The sequence below is a fragment of the Pseudomonas sp. AC255 genome, from assembly GCF_979258175.1.
The window spans coordinates 1,185,207-1,210,667 of record NZ_OZ409841.1; the positions used below are offsets into that span (position 1 = coordinate 1,185,207).

Consider the following 25,461-nt stretch of genomic DNA (forward strand, 5'->3'; position numbering starts at 1 on the left):
GCCTAGATTTTTGTAAATCCCATCCAAATTCGGATATTCGCAATGAAAACTGGTAAAGAACTCAAACCCGGTACCGTGATCCGTATCGACAACGATCCTTGGCTGGTTCAGAAAGCTGAATTCACCAAGTCGGGCCGTAACAGCGCGATCATGAAGACCAAGCTGAAGAACCTGCTGACCGGTTACAAGACCGAAACCGTTTACGGTGCGGACGACAAACTGGACGACGTGATCCTGGATCGTAAAGAAGCCACCCTGTCGTTCATCAGCGGTGACACTTACACGTTCATGGACACCACTGACTACACCATGTACGAGCTGAACGCCGAAGACATCGAAAGCGTTCTGCCTTTCGTTGAAGAAGGCATGACCGACGTTTGCGAAGCCGTGTTCTTCGAAGAGCGTCTGGTTTCCGTAGAGCTGCCGACCACCATCGTGCGTCAGGTTGACTACACCGAAGGCTCCGCTCGCGGTGACACTTCCGGCAAGGTGATGAAGCCTGCCAAACTGAAGAATGGTACCGAGCTGTCGGTTGCCGACTTCATCGAAATCGGCGACATGATCGAGATCGATACCCGCGAAGGCGGTTCCTACAAAGGCCGTGCGAAATAAGCGCTGCTTTTTGCGGAAAGAAAAAACCCGACCATTGAGTCGGGTTTTTTTGTGCCTGCGCTTTGAGTTTCACACCTGTCCCATGTGGGAGCGAGCCTGCTCGCGAATGCGGTGTGTCATTCAATGAAGCGCTGTCTGACGGGACGCTTTCGCGAGCAGGCTCGCTCCCACAATGGGACTGTGGTTACTTCAAGTGTTGCTTCAGTTCTTCAGACGCCTGCAACATCGCCGACCGCACCGCAGGCACCTGGCTGACCACGTTGAGCAAACCGTAATCGTGAATCATGCCGTTGTAGCGCACCGACGTTACCGGTACTCCGGCCTCGTCGAGTTTGCGTGCGTAAGCTTCACCTTCATCACGCAGCACGTCGGCGCTGGCAGTCTGCACCAGTGCAGGTGGCAGACCTTTGAGTTGCGCGGTAGTAGCGCGCAGCGGTGAAGCGTAGATCTCGTTGCGCTGCTTGGCGTCGGTGGTGTAGTTGTCCCAGAACCACTTCATCATGTTGCGGGTGAGGAAGTGCCCTTCGGCGTACTGGTTGTACGAACCGGTGTCGAAGTTGGCATCGGTCACCGGCCACAGCAGCACCTGGAATTTGATCGCCGGGGTGCCCTTGTCCTTGGCCATCAGTGCAACCACTGCGGCCATGTTGCCGCCGACGCTGTTGCCGGCCACGGCCAGGCGCTTGCCATCGACGTTGATCTCTTTACCGTGTTCCGCCACCCATTTGGTCGCAGCGTAGGCCTGGTTGATCGCCACCGGGTAATGCGCTTCCGGCGAAGGGGTGTAGTTGACGAACACCGCCGCCGCCCCCGAACCGACTACCAGATCGCGCACCAGACGTTCGTGAGTCGGGAAGTCCCCCAGCACCCAGCCGCCGCCATGGAAGAACATGAACACCGGCAGCTCACCCTTGACCCCGGCCGGCCGGACGATGGTCAGGCTCAGCGGTTGACCATCGACCTGGATGGTCTTCTCGCTGACATCGGCTTTGGGCAACGTCAACTTGACCCCGGACTGCGCGCCGACCAGCACGGCGCGGGCATCCTTGGGCGACAGCTGCTCGATCGGCTTGCCGCTGCCTGAGTTCAGCGCATCGAGAAATGCCTGGGTGTTGTGTTCGACATCACCGGCGAAAGCGCTGTGTACCGACAGGGCGAGAAGGGTACCGGTCAAGACTTTGCTGAAAGTGTTCATGTTCAATTTCCTTGTTCGGGCCGGAGACTTGAGTGATTACACGGTTACGTGCAGACGCACATCGACGTTGCCACGGGTGGCGTTGGAGTACGGGCAGACCTGGTGAGCGGCGTCGACCAGCGACTGCGCATCGGCTTGTTCCAGGCCTGGCAGGCTGATGTGCAAATCGATGTCCAGACCGAAACCGCCAGGGATCTGGCCGATGCCGACATGGGCGGTGATCGACGCGTCGTCAGGAATCTTGCGCTTGGTCTGGCTGGCGACGAATTTCAGCGCGCCGATGAAGCAGGCCGAGTAACCGGCAGCGAACAGTTGCTCAGGATTGGTCGCCGCGCCGCCAGCACCGCCGAGTTCTTTCGGGGTGGCCAGTTTGACGTCGAGCACGTTGTCGCTGGAGATCGCACGACCGTCACGGCCGCCAGTGGAAGTTGCGATTGCGGTGTAGAGAGTTTGCATGGTGTGAGCCTCATGGGTTGTGGTTTTGTGCGCTAATTGTTTGCGCGCTAAGTAGGTGTGAAGAGAATGTATAGCGCTAATGTTTAGTGCGCAAGATAAATTTTTAATAAAAATCGCGTTTTGCTCAAGGGCATAGCGTGGAAGGGGCGGGTAAGGCCTGATTTAGAGCGCTTGACGAGGGAATTCAGGCGGGACAAATATTTTTGTTGGCGCTGAAATCAGTATGGGAGCGAGCCTGCTCGCGAAGGCGTCGTGTCAGCCGAGACACGTTTTGACTGATCAATTGCCTTCGCGAGCAGGCTCGCTCCCACAGGGGGATGTAGCGGGGCTTAATTCAGGCTGTCTTGCAGATGTCCGCGCAGCGCTTGCAGCTCGGCCTGCAATTTCTGGAGACGTTCAAGGGTGAAGCCACTGGCGCCAAGAATGCACTGCGGCACGGTCTGCGCCTTGTCGCGCAAGGCTCGGCCCGCTGCGGTCAGTTCCACAATCACCACCCGCTCATCTTCGCGACTGCGGGTGCGGCTGAGCAGGCCTTCGGCTTCCAGACGCTTGAGCAATGGCGTCAGCGATCCCGGATCGGTCAGCAGGCGTGCGCTGATTTCTCCGACAGTCAGACCGTCCTTCTCCCACAACACCATCATCGCCAGGTACTGCGGATAGGTCAGGCCCAGCGCCTGCAACAGCGGCTTGTAGACCTTGGTCATCATCAGCGAGGTCGAGTGCAGGGCGAAGCACGCCTGATTGTCGAGCAGAAGGTCGTCGCAGTTGTCGCATTCGGAAGTCATGTCAAAGCCTTGATCGTTGATCGTTGATCGTTTTTTAATCTAGCGCTCGAATCTTTAAGGCGCCAGATAAATATGTCCGGCGTCAGTGCCGGGCGAATTGCCGTTGCAGCGCCAGATCCCACGGCGGCACAGGGCTGAAGCGGGTTTTCAGATATTCCAGCAACAACCGACTGCGCGAATGGATCTGCTGTTCCATGCGCAGCGCGTAAATACCGGTGGACTCCGGCGGCGGCAGGCCGTTTTCGCAGAACAGTGGCACCAGTTCGCCACGCAGCAGGTATTCGCTGGCCAGCCAGGTCGGCAGGTGTGCGACGCCCAGACCCGCCGCCGCGCCACACACCAGGGCCTCGGCATTGTTGGCGCTCAGCCGCACGCGCGATGGCCGGTGCAATTGCATTTGCCCGTCCACTTCGAATTTCCAGGCAAAGGGCGGCGCAAGGCCTTCCCAGTCGAGCCCGTCGTGTTCACTCAACTGCGCCGGGTGCTCGGGCACGCCACGCTGCTTGAGATAGTCTGGGCTGGCGCAGGCGACGCGGACCATGCTCGCCAATGGCGTGGCGACCAGGCGCGAGTCGGCCAATTGTCCGGTCCGCAGCACCAGATCGACCTTGCCCAGGCTGGAGCCTGCCATGTCGCTGAAGCTGTCGATCAGGTGCATCTGCACATCCAGTCCAGGGTACAGCAAGAGAAAATCGGCAATTACCGGCGCCAGATGTCGCCGCCCGAAAGCTGCTGGCGCATCGATGCGGATCAGGCCTTCCGGTGCGCTGCTCAACGACACCGCCTCGGCACGCGCCAGTTGCAACTCGGCGATGATCCGCCGCGCCCGTTCGGCAAAGGCCAGGCCGGCCGAAGTCGGCAGCACGGCATGGGTGCTGCGCACGAACAGCTGACTGCCGACGGCACTTTCCAGGCTGTCGATGCGCCGGGCCACGGCAGACGGCGTCAATGGATGGCGGCGCGACGCGGCAGAAAAACTGCCACTCTCCAGCACATCGAGAAACAGGCCGAGCTGATCGGTCAATTGGTTGGGATTCATGGAAATCACGCTTGTGCAGAATCGGCATAGCCATTGTGCGTTGCTATGCGTTTCCCCGCTAGGCGCGAGTGCGTAGCATTGGCCGCCTGTCGTTAGAGGATTACCGTTGTGATGGATTTTCTGTTGTACCTGCTGTTTGGCGCCGCCCTTGGCACATTGGGCGGGATCTTTGGCATTGGCGGTGGCTTGATTGCGATTCCGTTGCTTGGCGTGTGGTTCGGGCTTGATCAGCAGATCGCCCAAGGCACGGCGCTGGTGATGGTGGTACCGAACGTGATGCTGGCGCTGTGGCGTTATCACCAGCGCAATCGCATCGAATTGCGCCATGCGCTGCCGCTGGCAGTGATGGGTTTCTGCTTTGCCTGGCTCGGCTCGATCTGGGCGGTGGGCATCGATGCGCAGACCATGCGCATCGGCTTTGTCGCCTTTCTGGTGGCGCTGTCGGCTTACAACCTGTTGAAGATGTTCGGCCCGCGCCCAGCGCCGACTGCCGAGATGCGCCATTCGTGGCCGTGGCTGGGCGTGCTTGGCGCCGCCTCGGGGACCATGGGCGGTCTGTTCGGCGTCGGCGGCGCAGTGGTGGCGACGCCGGTGCTGACCAGCCTGTTCGGCACCAGCCAAGTGGTCGCTCAGGGCTTGTCGCTGGCGCTGGCCCTGCCGAGCACTGGCGTAACCCTGGTGACCTACGCCGTGCACCATGAAGTCGACTGGATGATCGGTCTGCCTCTGGCGGTCGGTGGTCTGCTCAGCATCAGTTGGGGCGTGAAAGTTGCCCACGCCATGCCGGAAAAAATTCTGCGTGGGCTGTTTTGCGGCTTCCTCGTGCTGTGTGCGGTGATGCTCGCGTTTAAAGTTTGAAGCCCTCGACAATGTGCTCGGCCAGGCACTCGGTGATCGGCGACGGGTTGTTAAGATTGCGGATCAGCATGATGCTCGCCTCGGGCAGCAGCGGCAGGTCTTCGGCGGCGCCAAGGATGCGCATGTCCGGGGTGATCAGGCTTTCCAGTTGCGCGGTGATCGCCAGCCCTGCGCTGACCACGGCCATCAGCGCCGACAGGCTGCTGCTGTTGTAGGCGATGCGGTAATCGCGGCCCATCGCGTCCAGCGCATTGCACGCCCACAGGCGGCAGAAACAATCACTGTTGAACATCGCCAGGGGCAGCGGCGTCTGTTCGTGGGCGCTGAAGTTCTGCGCCTCGGCCCAGACAAAGCGCTCCTTGCGCAGCAACTGGCCGATCTCGTTGCCCGGCTCACGGGTGACGATCGACAAGTCCAGATCAGTGCGCTGCAACAGTTGTTTGGTCGATTCGCAATGCACTTCGATCTGGATCAGCGGATAGAACTGCGCAAACCGCGACAGGATTCCCGGCAGAAAACGCATCACATAATCATCCGGCGTACCGATGCGAACGGTGCCGACCATGTGCGGCTCGCGCAGAGTGTTGAACACCTCACTGTGCAGTTTGAGGATGCGCCGCGCATAACCAAGCAGCACTTGGCCTTCAGCCGTAAGCCGCACCTGACGGCCATCGCGCTCGAACAGCTGGCGCTGCAACACGTCTTCTTCCAGACGTTTCATCTGCATGCTCACCGCCGACTGGGTGCGGTTGACCATCTCGCCAGCACGGGTGAAACCGCCCTGATCGGCAATCGCGACGAAGGTGCGCAGGACATCGGTATCGATACTGGGGTAGGCGGACAATTGATGAATCTCCGTGATGCATGCCATCAGAAACATTCGTTGGATTGATCTTAGCGCTGGCGCGAGACTTGAGCCATCCACAAAAGGAGGCAATACGATGAAAGGTCAAAGAGAGTATGCAAACCAAGAGCAGCTGTCCGGCCACGGCCATATCGTGTCCGATCTGCTTCACAAATTCAGCCGCTGGTATGAGCTGCATCGTGAACGGGAAATGCTCGCCGGTCTAAGCGATGAGGCGCTAAAGGACATCGGCATCAGCCGCGCCGATGTCGAACACGAAACCGTGCGGCCGTTCTGGGACGACCCGATGCATAAATGATGAGGCTATCGCTACACAAACCCCTTTCAGGTGAGGTAGGTTGCGAGCAGACATGGAGGAATAAATGCCCGCGACAGTGTCCTTTTCCCTCAAACAGGCGCGACGTCTGGCGCTGGCTGCCCAAGGGTTCAACGGGCGCCAGCCGCCGAACGTCAATGCCAGTCATCTCAACCGGCTGATCGAACGGCTGGGTCTGCTGCAAATCGATTCCGTCAATGCCGTGGTGCGCTCGCACTACCTGCCGCTGTTTTCCCGTCTCGGTTCCTACCCCTCTGACTTGCTCGACCAGGCTGCCTGGAGTTCGGGGCGTCGGCGCACGCTGTTCGAATACTGGGGCCATGAAGCGTCGCTGTTGCCGCTGTCGATGTACCCGTTGCTGGGCTGGCGCATGCAACGCGCCAAGCGTGGCGAAGACATCTATCAGCAACTGGCAAAGTTTGGTCGCGAACAGCAGGAAACCATCCGCCGTGTGCTGACTGCGGTTGAGGAGCGGGGCGCGCTGGGTGCCGGCAGTCTGTCGACCCGCGAAGACAAGGCTGGGCCATGGTGGGACTGGAGTGCCGAGAAACATGCGCTGGAATGGTTGTTCGCCGCCGGTGAGGTCACAGTGGCGGGGCGACGCGGTTTCGAGCGCTTGTACGATTTGCCCGAGCGGGTGATTCCTCCTGCGATCCTGCAACAGCCCACGCCGGACGAGACCGAGGCGCAACGCAGTTTGCTCTTGCATGCGGCGCAAGCATTGGGCGTTGGTACGGAAAAAGACCTGCGTGACTACTTTCGCCTGAACCCTGCGGATGCGCGGCGGCGTCTGGCGGAGTTGGTTGAAGCTGGTCAATTGCAGATGTGTGAAGTCGCCGACTGGCGGCAGATCGCCTATTGCCTGCCGGAGCCCAAAGTGCCGCGCAAGGTCATTGCCAGTGCGCTGCTGTCGCCGTTCGATTCGCTGATCTGGGAGCGCAGCCGCACTGAGCGCCTGTTCGATTTCCGCTATCGCCTGGAAATCTACACACCGCAGCCCAAGCGGGTTTACGGCTATTACGTGCTGCCGTTTTTGCACAACGAGCGGATCGCCGCGCGAGTTGATCTGCGCGCCGAACGGGCGGCAGGGCAGTTGGCGGTGCATGCGGTGCACGAGGAAGAACCGGGGCTGGACGAGGAGGGCATGCTGGCGCTGGCGCTGAATTTGCGGCGGATGGCGGGTTGGCTGGGGCTTGAGCGGGTGCAGTTGAATTGTCAGCGCGAGAGTGCGGCTCGGCTTGGGGTGGCATTGGCGCAGATCGGGTGCGACTGAGCTGACGCCATCGCTGGCAAGCCAGACTCCCACAGGTTCTGTGCCGGATACATAAATTGCATACGACACGAACCCTGTGGGAGCGGGCTTGCCCGCGAAGAGGCCAGTTCAGGCAATAAAGAACGCCAACCTCATCGCCGAACCTGCTTCAGGGTCTCGGCAATCAAAAACGCCAATTCCAGCGACTGGTCGGCATTCATCCGCGGATCGCAGTGGGTGTGATAACGATCGGACAAGCCATCCTCGGTAATCGGCCGCGCGCCGCCGATGCACTCGGTGACGTTCTGTCCGGTCATCTCGATATGAATGCCGCCGGCATAACTGCCTTCCGCTTCGTGCACCTGGAAGAACTGCTTCACTTCGCCCAGGATCTGCGCGAAGTCACGGGTCTTGTAGCCGCTGCTGGCCTTGATGGTGTTGCCGTGCATCGGATCGGAGCTCCACAGCACCTGCTTGCCTTCGCGCTGGACCGCGCGGATCAGTGCCGGCAGATGATCGCCGACCTTGTTCGCGCCCATCCGTGCGATCAGGTTCAAGCGGCCCGGATCGTTATCCGGGTTGAGCACGTCGATCAGGCGGATCAGGTCATCAGGGTTCATGCTCGGGCCGACTTTGACCCCGATCGGGTTGTTCACCCCCCGCAGGAATTCGACATGCGCGCCGTCGAGCTGGCGCGTGCGGTCGCCGATCCACAGCATGTGCGCCGAGCAATCGTAGTAATCGTTGGTCAGGCTGTCGCGGCGCACGAAGGCTTCTTCGTAATTCAGCAGCAACGCTTCGTGGGCAGTGAAGAAACTGGTTTCGCGCAGTTGCGGCGAGCTGTCCATGCCGCAGGCGCGCATGAACGCGAGGGTTTCATCGATGCGGTCGGCGAGGTGGCTGTACTTCTCGGCCAGCGCCGAGTTGGCGATGAAATCCAGGTTCCACTTGTGCACTTGGTGCAGGTCGGCAAAACCGCCCTGGGCGAAAGCGCGCAACAGGTTCAAGGTCGCTGTGGACTGATGATAGGACTGCAGCAAACGCTCCGGATCGGGCACGCGGCTCTTTTCGTCGAAGCCGATGCCGTTGACGATGTCGCCACGGTAGGCCGGCAAGGTTACGCCGCCGATGGTTTCGTCGTTGGCCGAACGCGGTTTGGCGAACTGGCCGGCCATGCGCCCGACCTTGACCACCGGGCAGCCAGCGGCGAAGGTCATGACGATTGCCATTTGCAGCAACACTTTGAAGGTGTCGCGGATCTTCGCGGCGGAGAATTCAGCGAAGCTTTCCGCGCAATCGCCGCCCTGCAACAGGAACGCGCGGCCCTGAGTGACTTCGGCAAACTGCCGGCGCAGCTCGCGCGCTTCGCCGGCGAACACCAGCGGCGGATAGCTGGCCAGGGTTTGCTCGACCTGGCGCAGGTGCGCGGCGTCGGGGTATTGCGGTTGTTGCTGGATCGGCAGGGCGCGCCAGCTGTCAGGGCTCCACGGTTGGCTCATCACGGTCTCGAAGTTCATACGCAGGGAAGCGCCATGTTAGCAGCAATTAGTGCGTGACCTGCTCCTGCCCCATCGCCGACAATCGCCGCTTTGCCACGGCGCCACAGCGGTGCCATCGCGTCACCGCGCCCGGTGACCATCAGGAGACGAAATGACTGAGGAGCGCGTCGAGCATCTGCTCGCCGAAGTACAGGATGAGTTCGGCGTGATTCGCGTGCTGGAAGTGGCCGATTACCGCTTTCTCGAGTTCGGCGATGCGATCGAGCAGAGCTGCGTGTTCACTGCCGACCCGAGCTGGCTGGAGTACGACTACACCCGCGCCATGCTGATCGGCGCGCTGTGCCACGAGCAGCCGGAGAGCGCGCTGTTTCTCGGTTTGGGTGCGGGCACGCTGACCCAGGCTTGCCTGAAGTTTCTGCCGCTGGAAGACGTCGAAGCCATCGAACTGCGCCCGGACGTGCCGCGCCTGGCCATTGAATATCTCGGTCTGGATGATGATCCGCGGTTGTATATCCGCGTCGGCGATGCGCTGGAATTGCTGCCGACTGCCGAGCCGGCGGATCTGATTTTCGTCGACCTCTATACCGATGTCGGTCCCGGTGTCGGGCATCTGGCCTGGAGTTTTCTCGGCGATTGTCAGAAGCGCCTGAATCCGGGCGGCTGGCTGGTGATCAACCAGTGGGCCACCGAGGATGGCAAACCGCTGGGCGCGGCGTTGTTGCGCGGGCTCTATCACCGGCATTACTGGGAGTTGCCGGTGAAGGAGGGCAACGTGATTCTGATCGTTCCTGCGGATCTCGATCAGGCGCTGGACATGCAGGCGCTGACCCAGCGGGCCGAAGCGCTGGCGCCGCAGCTGGGTTATTCGTTGCAGTCGTTGATCAACGCGATTCGCCCGGCGACCTGAGCCGGCAGGACCGCCCCTTCGCGAGCAGGCTCGCTCCCACATTTGAAATGCGTTCTACCTGTGGGAGCGAGCCTGCTCGCGAAAAGGCCCTGACAGGCAGCAGAATCTTCAGATGCCTTTGAAGATCCCCGGACGCCGCTCCACCAACGACCGCACCCCTCCCGGGCATCCTCAGTGGCGAGCAACTTCTTCACCAGCGCCGGTAACGCCTGCGCCGCCGCTGTCTCCCCTCATAGCGCGCCTGTCGCGCTGACATCAAGGTCGCCTGCACCCCCAGCGGCGCCTGCCGGGCAATCCGTTCGGCCAGCTCGATCGCGCGGGGCAGCAAATCTTCGCTGGCCATCACTTCCTGCACCAGGCCCAGATGCAACGCATCGTGGGCATCAAATTCATCGCCAGTGAGCAACCAGCGCATCGCATTGCCCCAGCCGGCAATCTGCTGGAAACGCAAAGTCGCGCCGCCAAACGGAAAGATCCCACGCTGCACTTCCATCTGCGCGAAGCGGGTATTGCTCGCGCACAGGTTGATGTCCGCCGCCAGCATCAGCTCGATGCCGATGGTCAGGCAGTAACCCTGCGCGGCGACGATGACCGGTTTGCTCACCCGTGGGCCGACGAAAACGCCCCAGGGATCGCAGCCGCCGCTCGGAACCTGCCAGCCTTCGGCCAGCGCCGCGCTGGCATTGACCAGATCGAGTCCGGCGGTGAAGTGTTCGCCATGGCCGAACACCACGGCGACCCGCGCTTCGCGGTCGGCTTCGAACTCGCCGTAGGCCAGGCTCAGGTCGTTGAGCAGGTCGATATCGAAAGCGTTGCGCTTGGCCGCACGATCGAGGCCGATCAAGTGCACATGACCACGACGTTCTCGACTGACGCGGCCGGCGCTGGGCTGATTCATGGCTAAATCCTCAAGCGGGAAGGGCGGGTGCGCGGCGCTTTGCCGCAGGTCGGTGAACCGTTTAAGCGTCATCGCCCGCAGGGCCGGGCCTTTGCAAAATAGACCGTTGCGCGATTATCCGCAAAACCCCGTTACACGGCGGTGACACACGGATAAGGGCCACAAAAAAAGCTCCCTTTTCGGGCGAAATCCGGTATAGTGCGCGCCGGCCTTTAACCGGGCCGCGTTTAGGTAGCGCATTTCCCGAAGTCAGCTTCGGCTGCACGTCCGCATTGCGGGCTCTTCCTTGACGATTCATCTTCATTCATTCGTTTTCGCAAATCCCCGCCGACAAAGCTGCCAGGGCGACTCTTGAGTCTCAACACGGCATGCGCAGCTTTGGAGCATGGGTCTTTGCGGATGCACTTAGAGGCAGACCCATGACCCAGGAAACCGGCGGATTCGCCGCTTTTAATCTCAACCCGAATATTCTTGCAGCCGTCGCAGCGACTGGCTACGAAGAGCCTTCGGCGATTCAGCAGCAATCGATCCCGATCATCATGGCCGGCCAGGACATGATTGGCCAGGCGCAAACCGGTACCGGTAAAACCGCCGCGTTCGCACTGCCTATTCTGCACCGCATCGATCCTGCCAAGCGCGAACCGCAAGCCCTGATCCTGGCGCCAACCCGAGAGTTGGCGCTGCAAGTAGCAACCGCTTTTGAAACCTACGCCAAGCAAATGCCAGGCGTCACCGTCGTGGCTGTCTACGGCGGCGCGCCGATGGGCCCGCAACTCAAGGCAATCCGTAATGGCGCACAGATTGTTGTCGCTACTCCGGGTCGTTTGTGCGACCACCTGCGTCGCGACGAGAAAGTCCTGTCGACTGTGAACCATCTGGTTCTCGACGAAGCTGACGAAATGTTGAAGCTGGGCTTCATGGATGACCTGGAAGTCATCTTCAAGGCTCTGCCATCGACCCGCCAGACCGTGCTGTTCTCGGCGACCCTGCCGCAGTCGATCCGCGCCATTGCCGAACGCCACCTGCGCGATCCGCAACACGTCAAGATCCAGACCAAGACCCAGACCGTTACCGCGATCGAACAGGCTCACCTGTTGGTTCACGCTGACCAGAAAACCTCGGCCGTACTCAGCCTGCTGGAAGTCGAAGACTTCGACGCCCTGATCATGTTCGTGCGCACCAAGCAAGCGACCCTGGACCTGGCCAGCGCCCTCGACGCCAAAGGCTACAAAGCCGCCGCGTTGAACGGTGACATCGCCCAGAACCAGCGTGAGCGCGTGATCGACTCGCTGAAAGATGGCCGTCTGGACATCGTTGTCGCGACCGACGTTGCTGCCCGTGGTCTGGACGTTCCGCGCATCACTCACGTGTTCAACGTTGACATGCCGTACGACCCAGAGTCCTACGTGCACCGTATCGGCCGTACCGGCCGTGCCGGTCGCGAAGGTCGTGCACTGCTGCTGGTGACTCCACGTGAGCGCCGCATGCTGCAAGTGATCGAGCGCGTAACCGGTCAGAAAGTTGCCGAAGTACGCCTGCCAGACGCTCAAGCCGTTCTCGATGCACGCATCAAGAAACTGACCAACAGCCTGTCGCCGCTGGTTGCTGATGCCGAATCGACTCACGGCGAACTGCTTGATCGCCTGACTGCCGACATCGGTTGCACCCCGCGTGCACTGGCTGCTGCGCTGCTGCGCAAGGCCACCAATGGTCAAGCGCTGAACCTGGCCGCGATCGAGAAGGAACGTCCACTGGTGCCGAACAACGCACCGCGTGGCGACCGTCCTGAGCGTTCCGGTGACCGTCCTGATCGTGGTGACCGCGAGCGTCGCGCGCCAATGCCTTTGGGCGAAGGCCGCGCTCGTTGCCGTACCGCGCTGGGTGCGCGTGACGGTATCGCTGCGAAAAACCTGCTGGGCGCCATCCTCAACGAAGGCGGTCTGGCCCGTGAAGCGATCGGTCGCATCCAGGTGCGTGACAGCTTCAGCCTCGTCGAACTGCCGGAAGAAGGTCTGGAAAAGCTCCTGACCAAGCTGAAGGACACTCGCGTGGCTGGTAAGCAGCTCAAGCTGCGTCGCTACCGCGAAGATTGATCTGCCCTTGGGCTGATTGATCGAACATAAAAAATCCCCGACTGGTTCGGGGATTTTTTTGCCTGCTTTTTGGGTTTACACAAAACCCTGTGGGAGCAGGCTTGCCAGCGATGACGTCAGCCGAAGCGATAAATATCCATACCCAGCGCCCCCATCGTGAAACCCTGATGCGCCACGCTGAAAACCCCGCCCGCGCCGCGAGCAAAATACAACGGCAACAGATGCTCATCACTCGGGTGACTGCGCACCGCATTTGGCGCCTGCTGGCGATAATCATGCAGCGCCGTTTCATCGTCGGCCGCCAGTTTGTCGATCATCCAGTCACGAAAATCCCGCGCCCACGGTTCAATGCTTTCCGGGCCGGCATGCCAGTCCAGCTCGCGGAGATTGTGGGTGATGCTGCCGGAGCCGATCAACAGAATGCCGTGTTCGCGCAGGCTCGCCAGCGCGCGGCCAACTCGCGTCTGCAACGCCGGCCCGCCACGACTCGGCAGCGAGACTTGCACCACCGGAATGTTGGCCTGCGGATACATCAACGACAGCGGCACCCAGACACCATGATCGAACGGTCGTTGCGGATCGAGCCGAGCCGGCAGGTCATTGGTGTTCAACCGCTCAGCCACCTCTGCGGCCAGTTGCGGATTACCCGGGGCCGGGTACTGAACTTCAAACAGCGCACGGGGGAAACCGCCGAAGTCGTGCCAGGTTTCCGGATGCGGGTGGCTGCTGTCCAGCAGTTCCTGGCTTTCCCAGTGTGCAGAGACGATGACGATGGCTTTGGGACGCGGCAGTTCGGCGGCCAGTCGCGCCAGTGCCGGGCCGCTGGCACCGGGCTCCAGCGCCAGCATCGGTGAACCGTGGGAGATAAACAGGCTGGGCAACATGGACGGGCTCCTGAGCGCTAAGATGAACCATCTTCAGTCAGATCATCGATCTGAATCCAATATAAGTTTCTGCGGTTTTTCATCGGTTTTTCGGGAGTGATCCATGCAGCCTGAGTTTTGGTACAAGAAATGGGATTCGAACCAGATCGGCTTTCATCAGGCCGAGGCCAACCCGTATTTGCAGCGCTATTGGCCGGAGCTGGCGATTGCACCGTCAGCACGCGTGCTGGTGCCGCTGTGCGGCAAGAGTCTGGACCTGCTCTGGCTTGCCGGGCAGGGACATCAGGTGCTTGGAGTGGAGCTAGCGGAAAAGGCTGTCGAGGAGTTTTTCAGCGAACATCAGTTGCAACCGCAGATCAGCGAGCAGGGCGCATTCAAGGTTTATCGCAGTGTTGCGTTCGAATTGTGGTGCGGTGATTTTTTTGCGCTGACGGCCGAGGACGTCGCAGATTGTACTGCGCTGTATGACCGCGCCGCGCTGATTGCCTTGCCGGACGCGATGCGCCAGCGCTACGCGGCGCATCTGCAGCAGTTGCTGGCGCCAGAGATGAAGGGGCTGGTGATTACCCTGGATTACGATCAGACGCAGATTCCGGGGCCGCCGTTTGCGGTGAATGATGATGAGGTGCAGCGGCTGCTGGGCCAGGGTTGGCAGCTGGAGAAACTGGAAGAGCGAGATATTCTGGCTGAGAGCCCCAAGTTTCTACAGGGCGGGGTTGAGTGGTTGGTGGAGCGGGTTTATCGGGTTTCTGCCTGATGGTTTTCTGTTAGCAGCTCCGGCGTCTTCGCGAGCAGGCTCGCTCCCACAGGGGAATGCGTTTCAAAGGTGGGAGCGAGCCTGCTCGCGAATGGGACTTTGCTGACAACGCATGATCTGAAGATACAAAAAAAGGCCCGCATCACTGCGGGCCTTCTTTTTTATTGCGATCAAATCAACCGCGACGACGCAGTGCGTCAATACGCTCTTCCAGCGGCGGGTGGCTCATGAACATGCGGGCGAAGCCCTGTTTGATGCCACCGTTGATGCCGAAGGCATTCAGGGTGTCGGGCATATGCACCGGCAGGCCCTGTTCGGCGCGCAGACGTTGCAGTGCGCCGATCATCGCGCTGGTGCCAGCCAGGCGGGCGCCGGCTTCGTCGGCACGGAATTCGCGCTTGCGCGAGAACCACATGACGATTGCGCTGGCGAGGATGCCCAATACCAGTTCGGCGAAGATGGTCGCCACGTAGTAGGCGATGCCCTGGCCTTCTTCATTCTTGAAAATGACCTTGTCGACGAAGTTGCCGATGATCCGCGCGAAGAACATCACGAAGGTGTTCACCACGCCCTGGATCAGAGCCAGCGTGACCATGTCGCCGTTGGCGACGTGACCGATTTCGTGGGCCAGTACGGCTTTCACTTCATCGGGCGAGAATCGCTCGAGCAGGCCCTGGCTGACCGCGACCAGCGCGTCGTTCTTGTTCCAGCCGGTAGCGAAAGCATTCGCTTCGTAGGCCGGGAAAATCCCGACTTCAGGCATCTTGATCCCGGCTTCGCGGGACAATTGCTCGACCGTTTGCAGCAGCCATTGCTCATGACGAGTGCGTGGCTGGCTGATGATTTGCGTACCGGTGCTCATCTTCGCCATCCACTTGGAGATGAACAGCGAGAACAGCGAGCCGGCGAAACCAAAGACCGCACAGAAGACCAGCAGCTGACTGAGGTCGAGGTCGACCCCGTTGGCCGCCATGAACCCGTTGAAGCCGAACAGGCTCAGGGTGATGCTGGCTATCAGCACGACCGCCAGGTTAGTGGCCAAAAACAGCAGGATGCGCATCATGGTTGTAGAACTCTCCTCAAGCTAAAGATGTAGCGTACTGCGGGGTATATAAGGTGCGGCACCGGGCTATTCAACCGAGTGACTATTTCAAACTGTGTCCTACAGCGGTTTCTTGAGGAAAAAGAAAATTCCCACCCTCGATTCCGATACGGATGACACAGCCTTTCGCCCCGCCGCCATTAGGTCAGACACGTCTGTACGGCTCGCATCGCAAGTGTAGAAGGGCTGCAAAGGCGCGGAACAAAGATGTGTTGCTGAATCAGACAGTGCGCAACAGCCAATCCGTTGCGCACTGCAGGCCGGTTACTGGCGGTAGGACTTGAGGAAGTTGCCGATGCGGCCGATGGCCATTTCCAGATCATCGACGCGGGGCAGGGTGACCACACGGAAGTGATCCGGCCACGGCCAGTTGAATGCCGTGCCCTGGACCACCAGCAGTTTTTCGGAAAGCAGCAGGTCGAGAACGAATTTTTCGTCGTTGTGGATCGGGCAGACCTTCGGGTCGATTTTCGGGAACGCGTACAACGCGCCCATTGGCTTCACGCAGCTGACGCCGGGAATATCGTTGAGCAACTCCCAGGTGCGATTACGCTGCTCCAGCAGGCGACCCTGCGGCAGCACCAGATCGTTGATGCTCTGGTAGCCGCCCAGCGCGGTCTGGATTGCGTGCTGGCTCGGCACGTTGGCGCACAGGCGCATGTTGGCCAGCATGTCGATGCCTTCGATGTAGCTCTGCGCGTTGTGTTTCGGCCCGGAGATGGCGATCCAGCCGGAGCGGAAACCGGCCACGCGGTAGGATTTCGACAGGCCGTTGAAAGTCAGGCAGAGCAGATCCGGCGCCAGCGAGGCAGTGCAGATATGCACGGCGTCGTCATAAAGAATCTTGTCGTAGATCTCGTCCGAGAACACCACCAGGTTGTGCGCGCGGGCGATTTCCAGCATGCCCAGCAACACTTCCTTCGAATACACCGCACCGGTCGGGTTGTTCGGGTTGATGATCACCATGGCCTTGGTGTTCGGAGTGATCTTGGCCTTGATGTCGGCCAGATCCGGGAACCAGTCGGCGCCCTCATCGCACAGGTAGTGCACAGCGTTACCGCCAGCGAGGCTGACGGCAGCGGTCCACAGCGGATAGTCCGGGGCTGGCACCAGCACTTCGTCGCCATTATTGAGCAGCGCCTGCAGCGACATCACGATCAGCTCGGAAACGCCGTTGCCCAAGTAGATGTCTTCGATGCCGACACCTTCAACCTGCTTCTGCTGGTAGTACTGCATCACCGCCTTGCGCGCGCTGAACAGGCCTTTGGAGTCGCTGTAACCTTGCGCGGTCGGCAGGTTGCGGATCACGTCCTGGAGGATTTCGTCCGGCGCTTCGAAACCAAACGGCGCCGGGTTGCCGATGTTCAGCTTGAGGATGCGCTGGCCTTCCTCTTCCAGTCGTTTGGCGTGCTTGAGCACCGGGCCGCGAATGTCATAGCAGACGTTGGCGAGCTTGTTCGATTTGCTGAACTGCATGGCGATGTGATCCCGAAAATGAACGATCCAGGCGGCAAAAGGACAACCGTACTGGGATTGCTGCGTCTTCGCACAGGCGGAGGTCTGGCGCTTTAGCGCTCAGAATCCGTTTGAATGCGCCCGGTCTGGCTGCCAGACTGGCGCGTGACGAGGCGCAATCATACGTGCCGCCCGATCCGTGGAAAAGGTACAGATCGGGCTTTTTCAGCCGCTGAGGTGTGATGATGGAAAAGTTGCAGAAAACCCTGGAAGAATGGCGTGCCATGCTCGACCCTGAGCAGTACAACGTCTGCCGTCTGAGTGCCACCGAGCGCCCGTTCTCGGGCAAATACAACAACACCAAAACCGACGGTGTCTACCACTGTGTCTGCTGCAACGAGCCGCTGTTCGATTCCAAGACCAAATTCGACTCCGGCTGCGGCTGGCCGAGCTTTTACGCGCCGATCGGCGATAGCGCGATGGCTGAGATCCGCGACACCAGCCACGGCATGATTCGCACTGAAGTGAAGTGCGCGCGCTGCGATGCGCATCTGGGGCACGTGTTCCCGGATGGCCCACCACCCACCGGCATGCGTTATTGCATCAACTCGGTGTGCCTGAATCTCGAGCCCCGGGAATAACCGAAACAGGCGACATCGCGTCGCCTTTTTATCGGTCAATTAGATTGCACGCAATTCAATTGCTCGTTATGTTTGCGCTTTCCTGACCATTGCGGAGCCGACCCATGAGCGACAACCTGCTGAATATCCCGTGCACTACCATCAAGGGCGAGCAAAAGACCTTGGCCGATTTCGCCGGCAAAGCCGTGCTGGTGGTCAATACCGCGAGCAAGTGTGGCTTCACTCCGCAATACAAGGGTCTTGAAGAACTCTGGCAGACCTATAAGGACCAGGGGTTGGTGGTATTGGGTTTCCCCTGCAACCAGTTCGGCAAACAGGAGCCGGGCAATGAGGGCGCCATCAGCGAATTCTGCGAACTGAATTTCGGCGTCAGCTTCCCGCTGTTCAAGAAGATCGACGTCAACGGCGCCGATGCCCATCCGCTGTTCGTGCAGTTGAAGAAGCGCGCCCCGGGCCTGCTCGGCTCGCAGGGCATCAAGTGGAATTTCACCAAGTTCCTGATCGGCAAGGATGGCCAGTTGGTCAAGCGTTTCGCCCCGACGACCAAGCCGCAGGACCTGAGCGGCGAGATCGAAGCTTTGCTGAAATGAGCCTGGCGGTTGATTCGCTGAAGCTCGACAGCCAGTTGTGCTTCAAGCTGTACGCGGCCTCGCGGGCGGTGATTCGCGCCTACAAGCCGATGCTCGATCAGTTGGGCCTGACCTACCCGCAGTACCTGGCGATGCTGGTGCTGTGGGAATGGCAGGATGCTGCGCCGGAGCAACCGACGGTCAAGGCCTTGGGCGAACGCTTGGCCCTGGACTCGGGGACGTTGACGCCTTTGCTCAAACGTCTGGAGCAGAGCGATCTGGTCCAGCGTCGGCGCTCGGCGCGGGATGAACGCGAGATGCACCTGAGCCTGACGCCTGCCGGAACAGCACTGCGCGAGCAGGTCGGGCCACTCAAGGCGCGCCTGCTCTGCGACAGTGGCGTAGATCTCGACCGGCTCAATGATTTGCGCGCCGGCCTCGATCATTTGCTCGGGCAGATCAAAGGGCTTTCGTAGTCGGCATCCACTGATCAAGCAGCGCGGCGAGTTCTTCGCGGCGAAACGGTTTGGCCAGATAGTCGCTCATGCCGGCCGCGCGACAACGTTCGCGTTCCTCGGACATGGCATTGGCGGTCAGCGCGACAATCGGCAGATTCGGCCAGCGCCCGCTCTGGCGAATCTGCCGACTGGCTTCATAGCCATCCATCACCGGCATGTTGCAGTCCATCAGCACCAGATCGAAATCGGCAAACTCCAGCTGATCCAGCGCCTCGGCACCATGGCCCGCCACCACTACATCGCAGCCAAGCTTGCCGAGCATGCCTTTGGCGACCAGTTGATTGACCGGGTTGTCCTCGACCAGCAGCACCTTGCCCCGGCGCGCGGACGGCAAGGCATCCGCTTGTGCTTCGCTGAGGGTGGCGGCGTCCGGTTGCAGAATCCGCCGCAGATGCTGGTACAGCGCGTTGCGCGCCAGCGGCCGGGCTTGCTGCTGCAAGGGCGCGAGGGCGGCGGCTTCTTCGCTGGGCAGAAAACTGCCATAAGCAGTCACCAGCAGGATCGGCGCGGTGATGCTCGGGCGCAGACCGAACAGGCATTCCGGACAATCGGTGATCAGCACATCCGGATTCAGGCCCAGCAGCGAATCATCAATAGTGCGCTGCGTGTATTCCAGGCCCCACACCGGCAACAGGCTTTTCAGCAATTCCGCCAGACCACTGCTGGCAGCGGTGATGGCGAGAACCTTGCCGCGTAACGGTATCGGCGGCAGCGCGCGGGTGTGAGAGGGCAGTGGCAGTTCGGCGCAGAACTGGCTGCCGAAGCCGCTTTCGGAGCTGATGGTCAGCCGACCCTGCATCGCCTCGCACAGGTTGTACGTCAGCGCCAGTCCCAGCCCGGTGCCGCCGTACTGACGGGTGATACCGGCGCCGGCCTGGGTGAACGGCTGGAAGATTTTCACCTGCGCTTCCTGGGCGATGCCTATGCCGGTGTCGCAGACTTCGATGCGCACGCCACCCTTGTACGCCGACAGACGCACATCGACCCGACCGAAACGGGTGAATTTCAACGCGTTGGACAGCAGGTTGCTGACGATCTGCCGCACCCGGGTCGGGTCGCCCAGCACCAGCGCCGGGAAGTGCGGTTCGATCAGACAGGTCAGCTCGACGCTCGGCGCGGCGTTTTGCGAAAGCAGGTTGGCGGTGTCTTCGATCAGCGAACCGAGGTCGAAGGGGATGTTTTCCAGCTCTAGTTGCCCGGCGTCGAATTTCGACAGGTCAAGAATATCGTTGAGCAGTTCCACCAGCACCTTGCCCGAGTCGTGGGCGATCGACAGTTGTTGCTGCTGCTCGGCGTTGAGCGGGCCGTCCAGCGACAGCGCGATCATCCCCAGCAGACCATTGAGTGGTGTACGGATTTCATGGCTCATGTTGGCGAGAAACGCCGAACGCGCTTCGGCCATGTCCAGTGCAGTACGGCGTGCCACTTCCAGTTCTTCGTTGGACTGGCTGAGGCGGGCGTTGATTGCCTTGAGTTCGGCGGTGCGCGCCGAGACGATGTCTTCCAGTTGCGCGAGGTATTCGGTCAGGCGGTTTTCCGCGGTGCGCCGCTGCTGGATTTCGGTGGCGATGTTTTCGAACTGCTGATTGGCGACCTTGACCAGCACGCCGATCTCATCGTTGCCGTGGCCGGCGGGGCACTCAAGCGTGGTCGGCTCCGCGCTGCGCGGGTCGCGGCCGCTGAGTTCACGGATGACCCGCACCAACGGCTTGGTCAGCATCACGTAGAACAGCGCCAGGAGGATCCCGGTCAGCAGCAGGCTGCGGGCAAAACCGTTGAGCAGGGTGACTTCCGCACGGCGCAGGAAGCGGCTGCCGAAGGCATAAGTGTCGACTTCAAGCTTGAGAACGCCGAGGGATTCGTTGGGCAAGTGGTCGAGGTACAGACGATCTTCGAAATGACGCTTGGCGCCGAACAGGAAGTCGCTGATCAGCCGATAGCTGCTCTGCAGTTCCGGGCGTTTGACGCTGGCCAGCACGGTATCGTTGTTGTCGATCAGTTGCGCGGCGATGATCGCCGGCGAGCGCAGCAGGCCCAGGGTGAGCTCCTGCGCGAGCTCGGCGTCGATGTTATAGGCGATGCGCGAGGCCGGATTGTGGCTGATTTCCAGCAGTGCGAGGATTTCCCGGTTGATGGAAGCGTCTTCGCTGGCATAATCGATGCCGATCTGCAGCAGACTGAGCAGGGTGCCCAGAATGAACCCGACCAGCACGGTAAGCCTGGCTTGCTTGTAAGACAGCCGGTGGGTGAATTTGATATCCATGGGTTGTTGAACCACTTCCGTTTCCCTTCGCTGCTCAAGCATAGTCGATCATGCAGGGATACCGAGGTTCCCGAATCGCCTTGTACAAGGCTTGCTGAGGCGATTTTATCTGTATGTCGTCGCTGGATCGTCATCATCACTGTGAAAGTGCCCGAGGAGAAGACGTGGATTCCCGATTGAATGCTTTTCTTGAACGCGCCGAGTCGGTTCTGGCGCGAATCGAACCACTGTTGCCGGCACCGCGCCCCGTCATTGACTGGAACACATGCCTGGCAGCGCGCTGGCAGCGTGACGGTCGCAGCGGTTACCTGTTGCCGCTGGAAGTCAGCCTAGACATGCGTCTGTCCGACCTGATCGGCGTCGACCGGCAGTTGGAGCAGTTGGGGCGCAACACACAACAATTTCTTGATGGCATGCCGGCCAACCACGCCTTGCTCTGGGGTTCACGCGGTACCGGCAAGTCTTCGCTGGTGCGTGCGTTGCTGGCCGAGCACGCCGGTGCCGGCCTGCGTCTGATCGAGATCGAACGCGATCACTTGGCTGACCTGCCACGCGTGGTCGAGCAAGTCGCCAAATTGCCGCAACGTTTCGTACTGTTCTGCGATGACCTGTCGTTCGAATCCGGCGAAGGCGACTACCGCGTGCTGAAAAGCGTGCTTGACGGTTCGCTCGAGCAGGCACCCGACAACGTCTTGCTGTACGCCACTTCCAACCGCCGCCACCTGGTGCCGGAAAAGGAAAGCGACAACGAAAACTGGAAGCGCGTCGACGGCGAACTGCACCCGAGCGAAGCGGTGGAAGACAAAATCGCCCTGTCGGATCGTTTCGGCCTGTGGCTGTCGTTCTACCCGTTTACCCAGGAACATTTTCTCAACGTCGTCGAGCACTGGATCGGCCAGTTGGCCGCCAAGGCCGGCCTGAGCTGGCAGCGCGACGAAGCACTCGACATCCTCGCCGTGCGCTGGGCCACCGGCCGCGGTAATCGCAACGGACGTTGCGCGTATCAATTCGCCCGCTACTGGGTGGGACTGAAATTGCTGGAGCACAAGGCATGATTGATTTGCAACAAAGCGGCCAGGGCCTCGAAGGCTACGGTATGTTGGCCGCACAACTGGAATCGCTACTGGCGGACGAACGCGATTTCATCGCCAATGCCGCGCAGTTTTCCGCGTTCCTGTTCAACCAGCTCGATGATTTGAACTGGGCCGGTTTCTACCTCAATCGTAACGAAGAGCTGGTGCTCGGCCCGTTTCAGGGCCAGATCGCTTGCGTGCGCATCCCGTTCGGGCGCGGTGTTTGCGGCGCCGCTGCTGCCAGCCTGCAAACCCAGCGCGTCGAGGATGTACATGCCTTCCCGGGCCACATTGCCTGCGACAGCGCTTCCAACAGCGAACTGGTAGTGCCCTTGGTCAAGGACGGTCGCCTGATCGGCGTGCTCGACCTCGACAGCCCGAAGCTGGCGCGTTTCGGCGCCGAAGATCAGGCCGGCATCGAGCAACTGGCGGCGATTTTCCTGCGCCTGACCGACTGCTGATCAACCGCCGAGGCCAGCCTTGTGCAACAGGCTGGCCGTATCCACGCTGTCGATTTGCGCGGGATCGAGAAACCGCGTTGCGTACTGCATGTACACCCCTTCGTTGATGAACAGGCCGAACAGCGGCGCATCGATGTGCGCTTCACGGCACATGGTCGCCATGATCCCCAGCGCGTCGCTCAGCGACTTGGCTTTCTTGTAGGGGCGATCGGCGGCGGTCAGCGCTTCGAAAATATCGGCAATCGCCATCATCCTGGCCGGCAGGCTCATCTCCTCGCGTTTCAGCTGTTTCGGATACCCGGTGCCGTCCATTTTTTCGTGATGGCCGCCGGCGATCTCGGCAATGCTGTCCAGGTGACCGGGGAAGGGCAGGTGGCTGAGCATCATGATCGTCTGCACCATGTGATGGTTGATGATGTAGCGCTCTTCGCGGGTCAGCGTGCCGCGGCCGATCTTCAGGTTGTACAACTCGCCGCGGTTGTACTTGTACGCGGGCACATCGAGTTTGAAGCCCCAGGGATTGTCCTCGGGGATCAGTTCGCTCTTGTCGCGTTCGATCAGATGCTCGGGTTTGTCGGCCAGCAGACTTTCACTGACGGGCAGCAGCGGCGCAGGGGTTTTCGCCTGGCGGCGGTTTTCTTCCCATGACACACCGAGGCGATCATCAAGTGTGCGCAGCCATCTGCGTTGCGCCACTCGCTCGAGACGTTGCAGGTCGGCCTCGGCCATAGCCTCGCCGCCGAGATTGCAGCGGGCGACAAAGGCAAAGTCGTCATCGAGCATCAGCAACTCACTATCACGGGCGCGGGCCAGCGCCGCTTCGTCTGCACCGCTTGCCAGCGTCTGCCAGTAGTCGATCCACACGTCACGCTTGAGCACTTCGAAGCGGGTGCGGATTTCGTGGATGCGGTCGTTGATGGTCTCGAGCTTGGTGGCTTTGTCGACCACGTATTCCGGCGTCGTGACCTTGCCGCAATCGTGCAGCCACGCAGCGATGTGCAACGCCTCCCATTCATCCTCGCTCGGTTGGTAGGCGCTGAACGCCGGGTCCTGGCTTGCCGCAGCAGCCTGGGCGAGCATCAACGTCAGTTCCGGCACCCGCTGGCAATGGCCGCCGGTGTAGGGGCTCTTGGCGTCGATCGCGCTGGCCAGCAGTTGGATGAAGGCGTCGAGCAGTTGTTTTTGCCGCGCTTGCAGACGCTGACTTTCGATGCTCACCGCCGCCGCGCCGGACACCGCCTGCAAGAAGGCAATTCGGTCAGGCCGCAGCTTTTCCAGATCACTCGGCTCACCACTGTCATTGACCAGCAGAATCAGCAGGCCGATGGTTTCATCGTGCTGGTTGTGCAGGCGGATGCCGATCAGGTGAATGCGCGGTGATTCCATGACGAGGAGGATTTTCTGCAAGTCGCCGGCCTGATCGAAGCCCAGATGGCTGACGGTATTGTTGGCGCTGGCCAGTTGCTCGAACCACGCCGGGCCGGTGTTCTTATGCAGCTCGCGTCCCTCAATGTCGAACGCCTCCAGCTTCTGCGGCACGCCATCGATGACCAATCCATAAGGCTCCATGCGCGCGCCGTCAGCTTCGCGCAGGTAGATCAGACCGGCCTGCGCCTGAGCAATCTGTACGGTTTCGAACAGCACACGTTCGAGCAGCGGGGCAAAACGGGTTTCGGCGCACAGGCTGTCGGTGATGCGGAAGAAACTGCCCAGGGTTTCTTTCATCCGCGCCATCGACAGGCTTAATTGATCGACTTCCAGTACGGGCGAGCGGCGCGCCAGCGGAGAGCTGAAGTCGAAGCTGCGGATCGCGTCGGCTTCCTTGACCAGGGCATGCAGCGGCTTGACCAGAATCCGCGAAATCACCCAGCCTAATGGCAGGCACAGCAACAGGATGGCGAGGGTGATCAGCGCGCCTTGCCAGCGCATGCGGAACGCATCCACCAGTAATTCGTCTTCCGGCACCAGCAGCGCCAGTTGCAGGCCTTTCGGCCCGCCTTCCTCGATGCTGGTGCGCGCGACGATCCATTGCCGGTCGTTTACTTGCAGACGCTTGCCGATATTGTCGGAGCTGAGCAGCACGTTCAGCTCAGGGCTGAGATCGGCCGCTCTGGCCAGCCGCGCAGTGCGGTCATCGACGATCAGGCGATGGCTGTCGGGGTAGGCCACGGCGTTGCCGTCGGTGTCGTACAGCGCGATCTCTGTCGAAGGCGTGACCTGGTGCTTGCCCAGGGCGGTCGACAGCGAAGCGAGGGTCAGGTCGGCGCCGATCACCGCGTTCTCGCCGCTGCGCCGGGCCAGCGTGGTGCCGACATTGTGGGTCGAGAAAAATACATAGGGCTCGGTGGTGATTTGCCCGGCCTGTTGCAGGGCGTCGCTGAACCAGGTCCGGCTGCGCGGATCGTACGGCTCTTGGGGATGCTCGCGGCGGTTGATCGGTGTCAGGGCCTGATCAAAGAACAATGATTGCGAGCGTACGGCGCCTTGTGGAGCATGCTCGATGCTCCAGACTTGATAGGCCGCCGCTTCCGGCGCCTGAAGCTGTGCCTTCAGAGCCGGAGTACGCAGCGCGCGCACCATGAAGAAATCGCCATTGGTATAACCCAGATACAGCGACGCCAGCGCCGGGTTATCGGTAAGCGACTGGCTGAAGGGTTTGAGCAAGGGCAGGCGTTGTTCCAGATCACTAGCCTGGGCTGCCGGGGTATCCGCCAGCAGGCTCAACAGGTTGCGGATCGGCTGATAGGTTGCCTGCAGATCGAGGCGTACATCCTGCTCGATGCGGTCAAACAGCTTTTCGCTGCTCGACAGGATGATCTGCGTGGTCTGGTGGTAATTGAACAGGCCCAGCACCACGCCGGTGAGCAATAAAAGAAAGGTGAACATGACGCTGATGTGCACGTGCAGCGGCAACCGGCGTTGCTCGGGGCGCAGTGGGCTGTGCATTGCAGGCTCTCCATGAA

The 25,461-nt window shown here is 60.7% G+C and carries 23 protein-coding genes and 1 pseudogene; 12 read left to right on the plus strand and 12 right to left on the minus strand.

The window, feature by feature from the left end; all coding sequences use genetic code 11:
- Positions 1 to 42: 42 nt before the first annotated feature.
- Positions 43 to 612, plus strand: a complete 570-nt coding sequence (locus ACZZ0K_RS05615; RefSeq protein ID WP_003226785.1) for an elongation factor P — start codon at positions 43 to 45, stop codon at positions 610 to 612.
- Positions 613 to 796: 184 nt separating this feature from the next.
- Here the strand turns inward: ACZZ0K_RS05615 and ACZZ0K_RS05620 are convergent, their stop codons facing one another.
- The 4 genes from ACZZ0K_RS05620 to ACZZ0K_RS05635 all read right to left on the minus strand — a co-directional run bounded on the left by ACZZ0K_RS05620 (position 797) and on the right by ACZZ0K_RS05635 (position 4,087).
- The gene (locus ACZZ0K_RS05620; RefSeq protein WP_024013773.1) at positions 797 to 1,807 is read right to left on the minus strand and encodes an alpha/beta hydrolase; all 1,011 of its coding nucleotides are present in this window, start codon (positions 1,805 to 1,807) and stop codon (positions 797 to 799) included.
- Between the two features lie 36 nt (positions 1,808 to 1,843).
- Entirely contained in the window at positions 1,844 to 2,263 is a 420-nt protein-coding gene (locus ACZZ0K_RS05625) for an organic hydroperoxide resistance protein (protein WP_007940002.1), read from the minus strand.
- Positions 2,264 to 2,592: 329 nt separating this feature from the next.
- Positions 2,593 to 3,048 carry a MarR family winged helix-turn-helix transcriptional regulator gene (locus tag ACZZ0K_RS05630; protein ID WP_258707024.1) on the minus strand — a complete coding sequence of 152 codons (456 nt, stop codon included), beginning with the start codon at positions 3,046 to 3,048 and terminating at the stop codon, positions 2,593 to 2,595.
- Between the two features lie 82 nt (positions 3,049 to 3,130).
- Positions 3,131 to 4,087: a LysR family transcriptional regulator gene (locus ACZZ0K_RS05635; protein WP_258707023.1), complete on the minus strand. Its 957-nt coding sequence runs from the start codon at positions 4,085 to 4,087 to the stop codon at positions 3,131 to 3,133.
- A gap of 111 nt (positions 4,088 to 4,198) precedes the next feature.
- Here ACZZ0K_RS05635 and ACZZ0K_RS05640 point away from each other — a divergent pair, with 111 nt between their 5' ends.
- Entirely contained in the window at positions 4,199 to 4,945 is a 747-nt protein-coding gene (locus ACZZ0K_RS05640; protein WP_374046287.1) for a sulfite exporter TauE/SafE family protein, read from the plus strand.
- Here ACZZ0K_RS05640 and ACZZ0K_RS05645 read toward each other — a convergent pair.
- The gene (locus ACZZ0K_RS05645; RefSeq protein WP_174823892.1) at positions 4,935 to 5,789 is read right to left on the minus strand and encodes a LysR substrate-binding domain-containing protein; all 855 of its coding nucleotides are present in this window, start codon (positions 5,787 to 5,789) and stop codon (positions 4,935 to 4,937) included. The genes ACZZ0K_RS05640 and ACZZ0K_RS05645 overlap by 11 nt on opposite strands.
- A 97-nt stretch (positions 5,790 to 5,886) precedes the next feature.
- On the opposite strand from ACZZ0K_RS05645, the gene ACZZ0K_RS05650 reads away from it, so the two are divergent.
- Both ACZZ0K_RS05650 and ACZZ0K_RS05655 read left to right on the plus strand, forming a co-directional pair.
- On the plus strand, positions 5,887 to 6,108 hold the full coding sequence (locus ACZZ0K_RS05650; protein WP_130929310.1) for a DUF1127 domain-containing protein: 222 nt from the start codon (positions 5,887 to 5,889) through the stop codon (positions 6,106 to 6,108).
- A gap of 64 nt (positions 6,109 to 6,172) precedes the next feature.
- Positions 6,173 to 7,399, plus strand: coding sequence for a winged helix-turn-helix domain-containing protein (locus ACZZ0K_RS05655; RefSeq protein ID WP_122746654.1), 1,227 nt, complete (start codon positions 6,173 to 6,175; stop codon positions 7,397 to 7,399).
- 131 nt (positions 7,400 to 7,530) lie between these two features.
- Here ACZZ0K_RS05655 and ACZZ0K_RS05660 read toward each other — a convergent pair whose 3' ends face one another.
- Positions 7,531 to 8,877, minus strand: coding sequence for a class II 3-deoxy-7-phosphoheptulonate synthase (locus ACZZ0K_RS05660; RefSeq protein WP_038861070.1), 1,347 nt, complete (start codon positions 8,875 to 8,877; stop codon positions 7,531 to 7,533).
- A gap of 151 nt (positions 8,878 to 9,028) precedes the next feature.
- On the opposite strand from ACZZ0K_RS05660, the gene ACZZ0K_RS05665 reads away from it, so the two are divergent.
- Positions 9,029 to 9,784 carry a spermidine synthase gene (locus tag ACZZ0K_RS05665; protein ID WP_258707021.1) on the plus strand — a complete coding sequence of 252 codons (756 nt, stop codon included), beginning with the start codon at positions 9,029 to 9,031 and terminating at the stop codon, positions 9,782 to 9,784.
- A gap of 108 nt (positions 9,785 to 9,892) precedes the next feature.
- On the opposite strand, the pseudogene ACZZ0K_RS05670 reads toward ACZZ0K_RS05665, so the two are convergent.
- Positions 9,893 to 10,682 (minus strand): annotated as a pseudogene (locus ACZZ0K_RS05670) (crotonase/enoyl-CoA hydratase family protein).
- A 419-nt stretch (positions 10,683 to 11,101) separates the two neighbouring features.
- On the opposite strand from ACZZ0K_RS05670, the gene ACZZ0K_RS05675 reads away from it, so the two are divergent.
- Positions 11,102 to 12,775 carry a DEAD/DEAH box helicase gene (locus ACZZ0K_RS05675; protein ID WP_016770859.1) on the plus strand — a complete coding sequence of 558 codons (1,674 nt, stop codon included), beginning with the start codon at positions 11,102 to 11,104 and terminating at the stop codon, positions 12,773 to 12,775.
- A 116-nt stretch (positions 12,776 to 12,891) separates the two neighbouring features.
- Here ACZZ0K_RS05675 and ACZZ0K_RS05680 read toward each other — a convergent pair whose 3' ends face one another.
- Positions 12,892 to 13,659, minus strand: coding sequence for a DODA-type extradiol aromatic ring-opening family dioxygenase (locus ACZZ0K_RS05680; protein WP_463559014.1), 768 nt, complete (start codon positions 13,657 to 13,659; stop codon positions 12,892 to 12,894).
- 103 nt (positions 13,660 to 13,762) lie between these two features.
- On the opposite strand from ACZZ0K_RS05680, the gene ACZZ0K_RS05685 reads away from it, so the two are divergent.
- The gene (locus ACZZ0K_RS05685; RefSeq protein WP_258707020.1) at positions 13,763 to 14,416 is read left to right on the plus strand and encodes a thiopurine S-methyltransferase; all 654 of its coding nucleotides are present in this window, start codon (positions 13,763 to 13,765) and stop codon (positions 14,414 to 14,416) included.
- A 175-nt stretch (positions 14,417 to 14,591) separates the two neighbouring features.
- Here ACZZ0K_RS05685 and htpX read toward each other — a convergent pair whose 3' ends face one another.
- Together htpX and ACZZ0K_RS05695 are read right to left on the minus strand one after the other, a co-directional pair.
- Positions 14,592 to 15,479: a protease HtpX gene (htpX, locus tag ACZZ0K_RS05690; RefSeq protein ID WP_007908619.1), complete on the minus strand. Its 888-nt coding sequence runs from the start codon at positions 15,477 to 15,479 to the stop codon at positions 14,592 to 14,594.
- Positions 15,480 to 15,782: 303 nt separating this feature from the next.
- Positions 15,783 to 16,994, minus strand: coding sequence for a pyridoxal phosphate-dependent aminotransferase (locus tag ACZZ0K_RS05695; protein ID WP_016770856.1), 1,212 nt, complete (start codon positions 16,992 to 16,994; stop codon positions 15,783 to 15,785).
- Positions 16,995 to 17,218: 224 nt separating this feature from the next.
- On the opposite strand from ACZZ0K_RS05695, the gene msrB reads away from it, so the two are divergent.
- From msrB to ACZZ0K_RS05710, 3 genes are all read left to right on the plus strand, one after another.
- A complete protein-coding gene (gene msrB / locus ACZZ0K_RS05700; RefSeq protein WP_252878644.1) occupies positions 17,219 to 17,614 on the plus strand; it encodes a peptide-methionine (R)-S-oxide reductase MsrB in 396 nt (131 codons plus the stop codon).
- 104 nt (positions 17,615 to 17,718) lie between these two features.
- The gene (locus ACZZ0K_RS05705) at positions 17,719 to 18,204 is read left to right on the plus strand and encodes a glutathione peroxidase (protein ID WP_016770854.1); all 486 of its coding nucleotides are present in this window, start codon (positions 17,719 to 17,721) and stop codon (positions 18,202 to 18,204) included.
- On the plus strand, positions 18,201 to 18,659 hold the full coding sequence (locus ACZZ0K_RS05710) for a MarR family winged helix-turn-helix transcriptional regulator (protein WP_095182197.1): 459 nt from the start codon (positions 18,201 to 18,203) through the stop codon (positions 18,657 to 18,659). The genes ACZZ0K_RS05705 and ACZZ0K_RS05710 overlap by 4 nt, the downstream gene beginning before the upstream one ends.
- Here ACZZ0K_RS05710 and ACZZ0K_RS05715 read toward each other — a convergent pair.
- Entirely contained in the window at positions 18,643 to 20,964 is a 2,322-nt protein-coding gene (locus ACZZ0K_RS05715) for a hybrid sensor histidine kinase/response regulator (RefSeq protein WP_258707019.1), read from the minus strand. The genes ACZZ0K_RS05710 and ACZZ0K_RS05715 overlap by 17 nt on opposite strands.
- Before the next feature lie 164 nt (positions 20,965 to 21,128).
- Between ACZZ0K_RS05715 and ACZZ0K_RS05720 the strand changes: the two genes are divergently transcribed.
- Entirely contained in the window at positions 21,129 to 22,019 is an 891-nt protein-coding gene (locus ACZZ0K_RS05720; protein ID WP_041478431.1) for an ATP-binding protein, read from the plus strand.
- Entirely contained in the window at positions 22,016 to 22,498 is a 483-nt protein-coding gene (locus tag ACZZ0K_RS05725) for a GAF domain-containing protein (protein WP_016770850.1), read from the plus strand. Before ACZZ0K_RS05720 ends, ACZZ0K_RS05725 begins: the two co-directional genes overlap by 4 nt.
- Here the strand turns inward: ACZZ0K_RS05725 and ACZZ0K_RS05730 are convergent, their stop codons facing one another.
- On the minus strand, positions 22,499 to 25,444 hold the full coding sequence (locus ACZZ0K_RS05730; protein ID WP_258707018.1) for an HD domain-containing phosphohydrolase: 2,946 nt from the start codon (positions 25,442 to 25,444) through the stop codon (positions 22,499 to 22,501).
- Positions 25,445 to 25,461 lie beyond the last annotated feature (17 nt).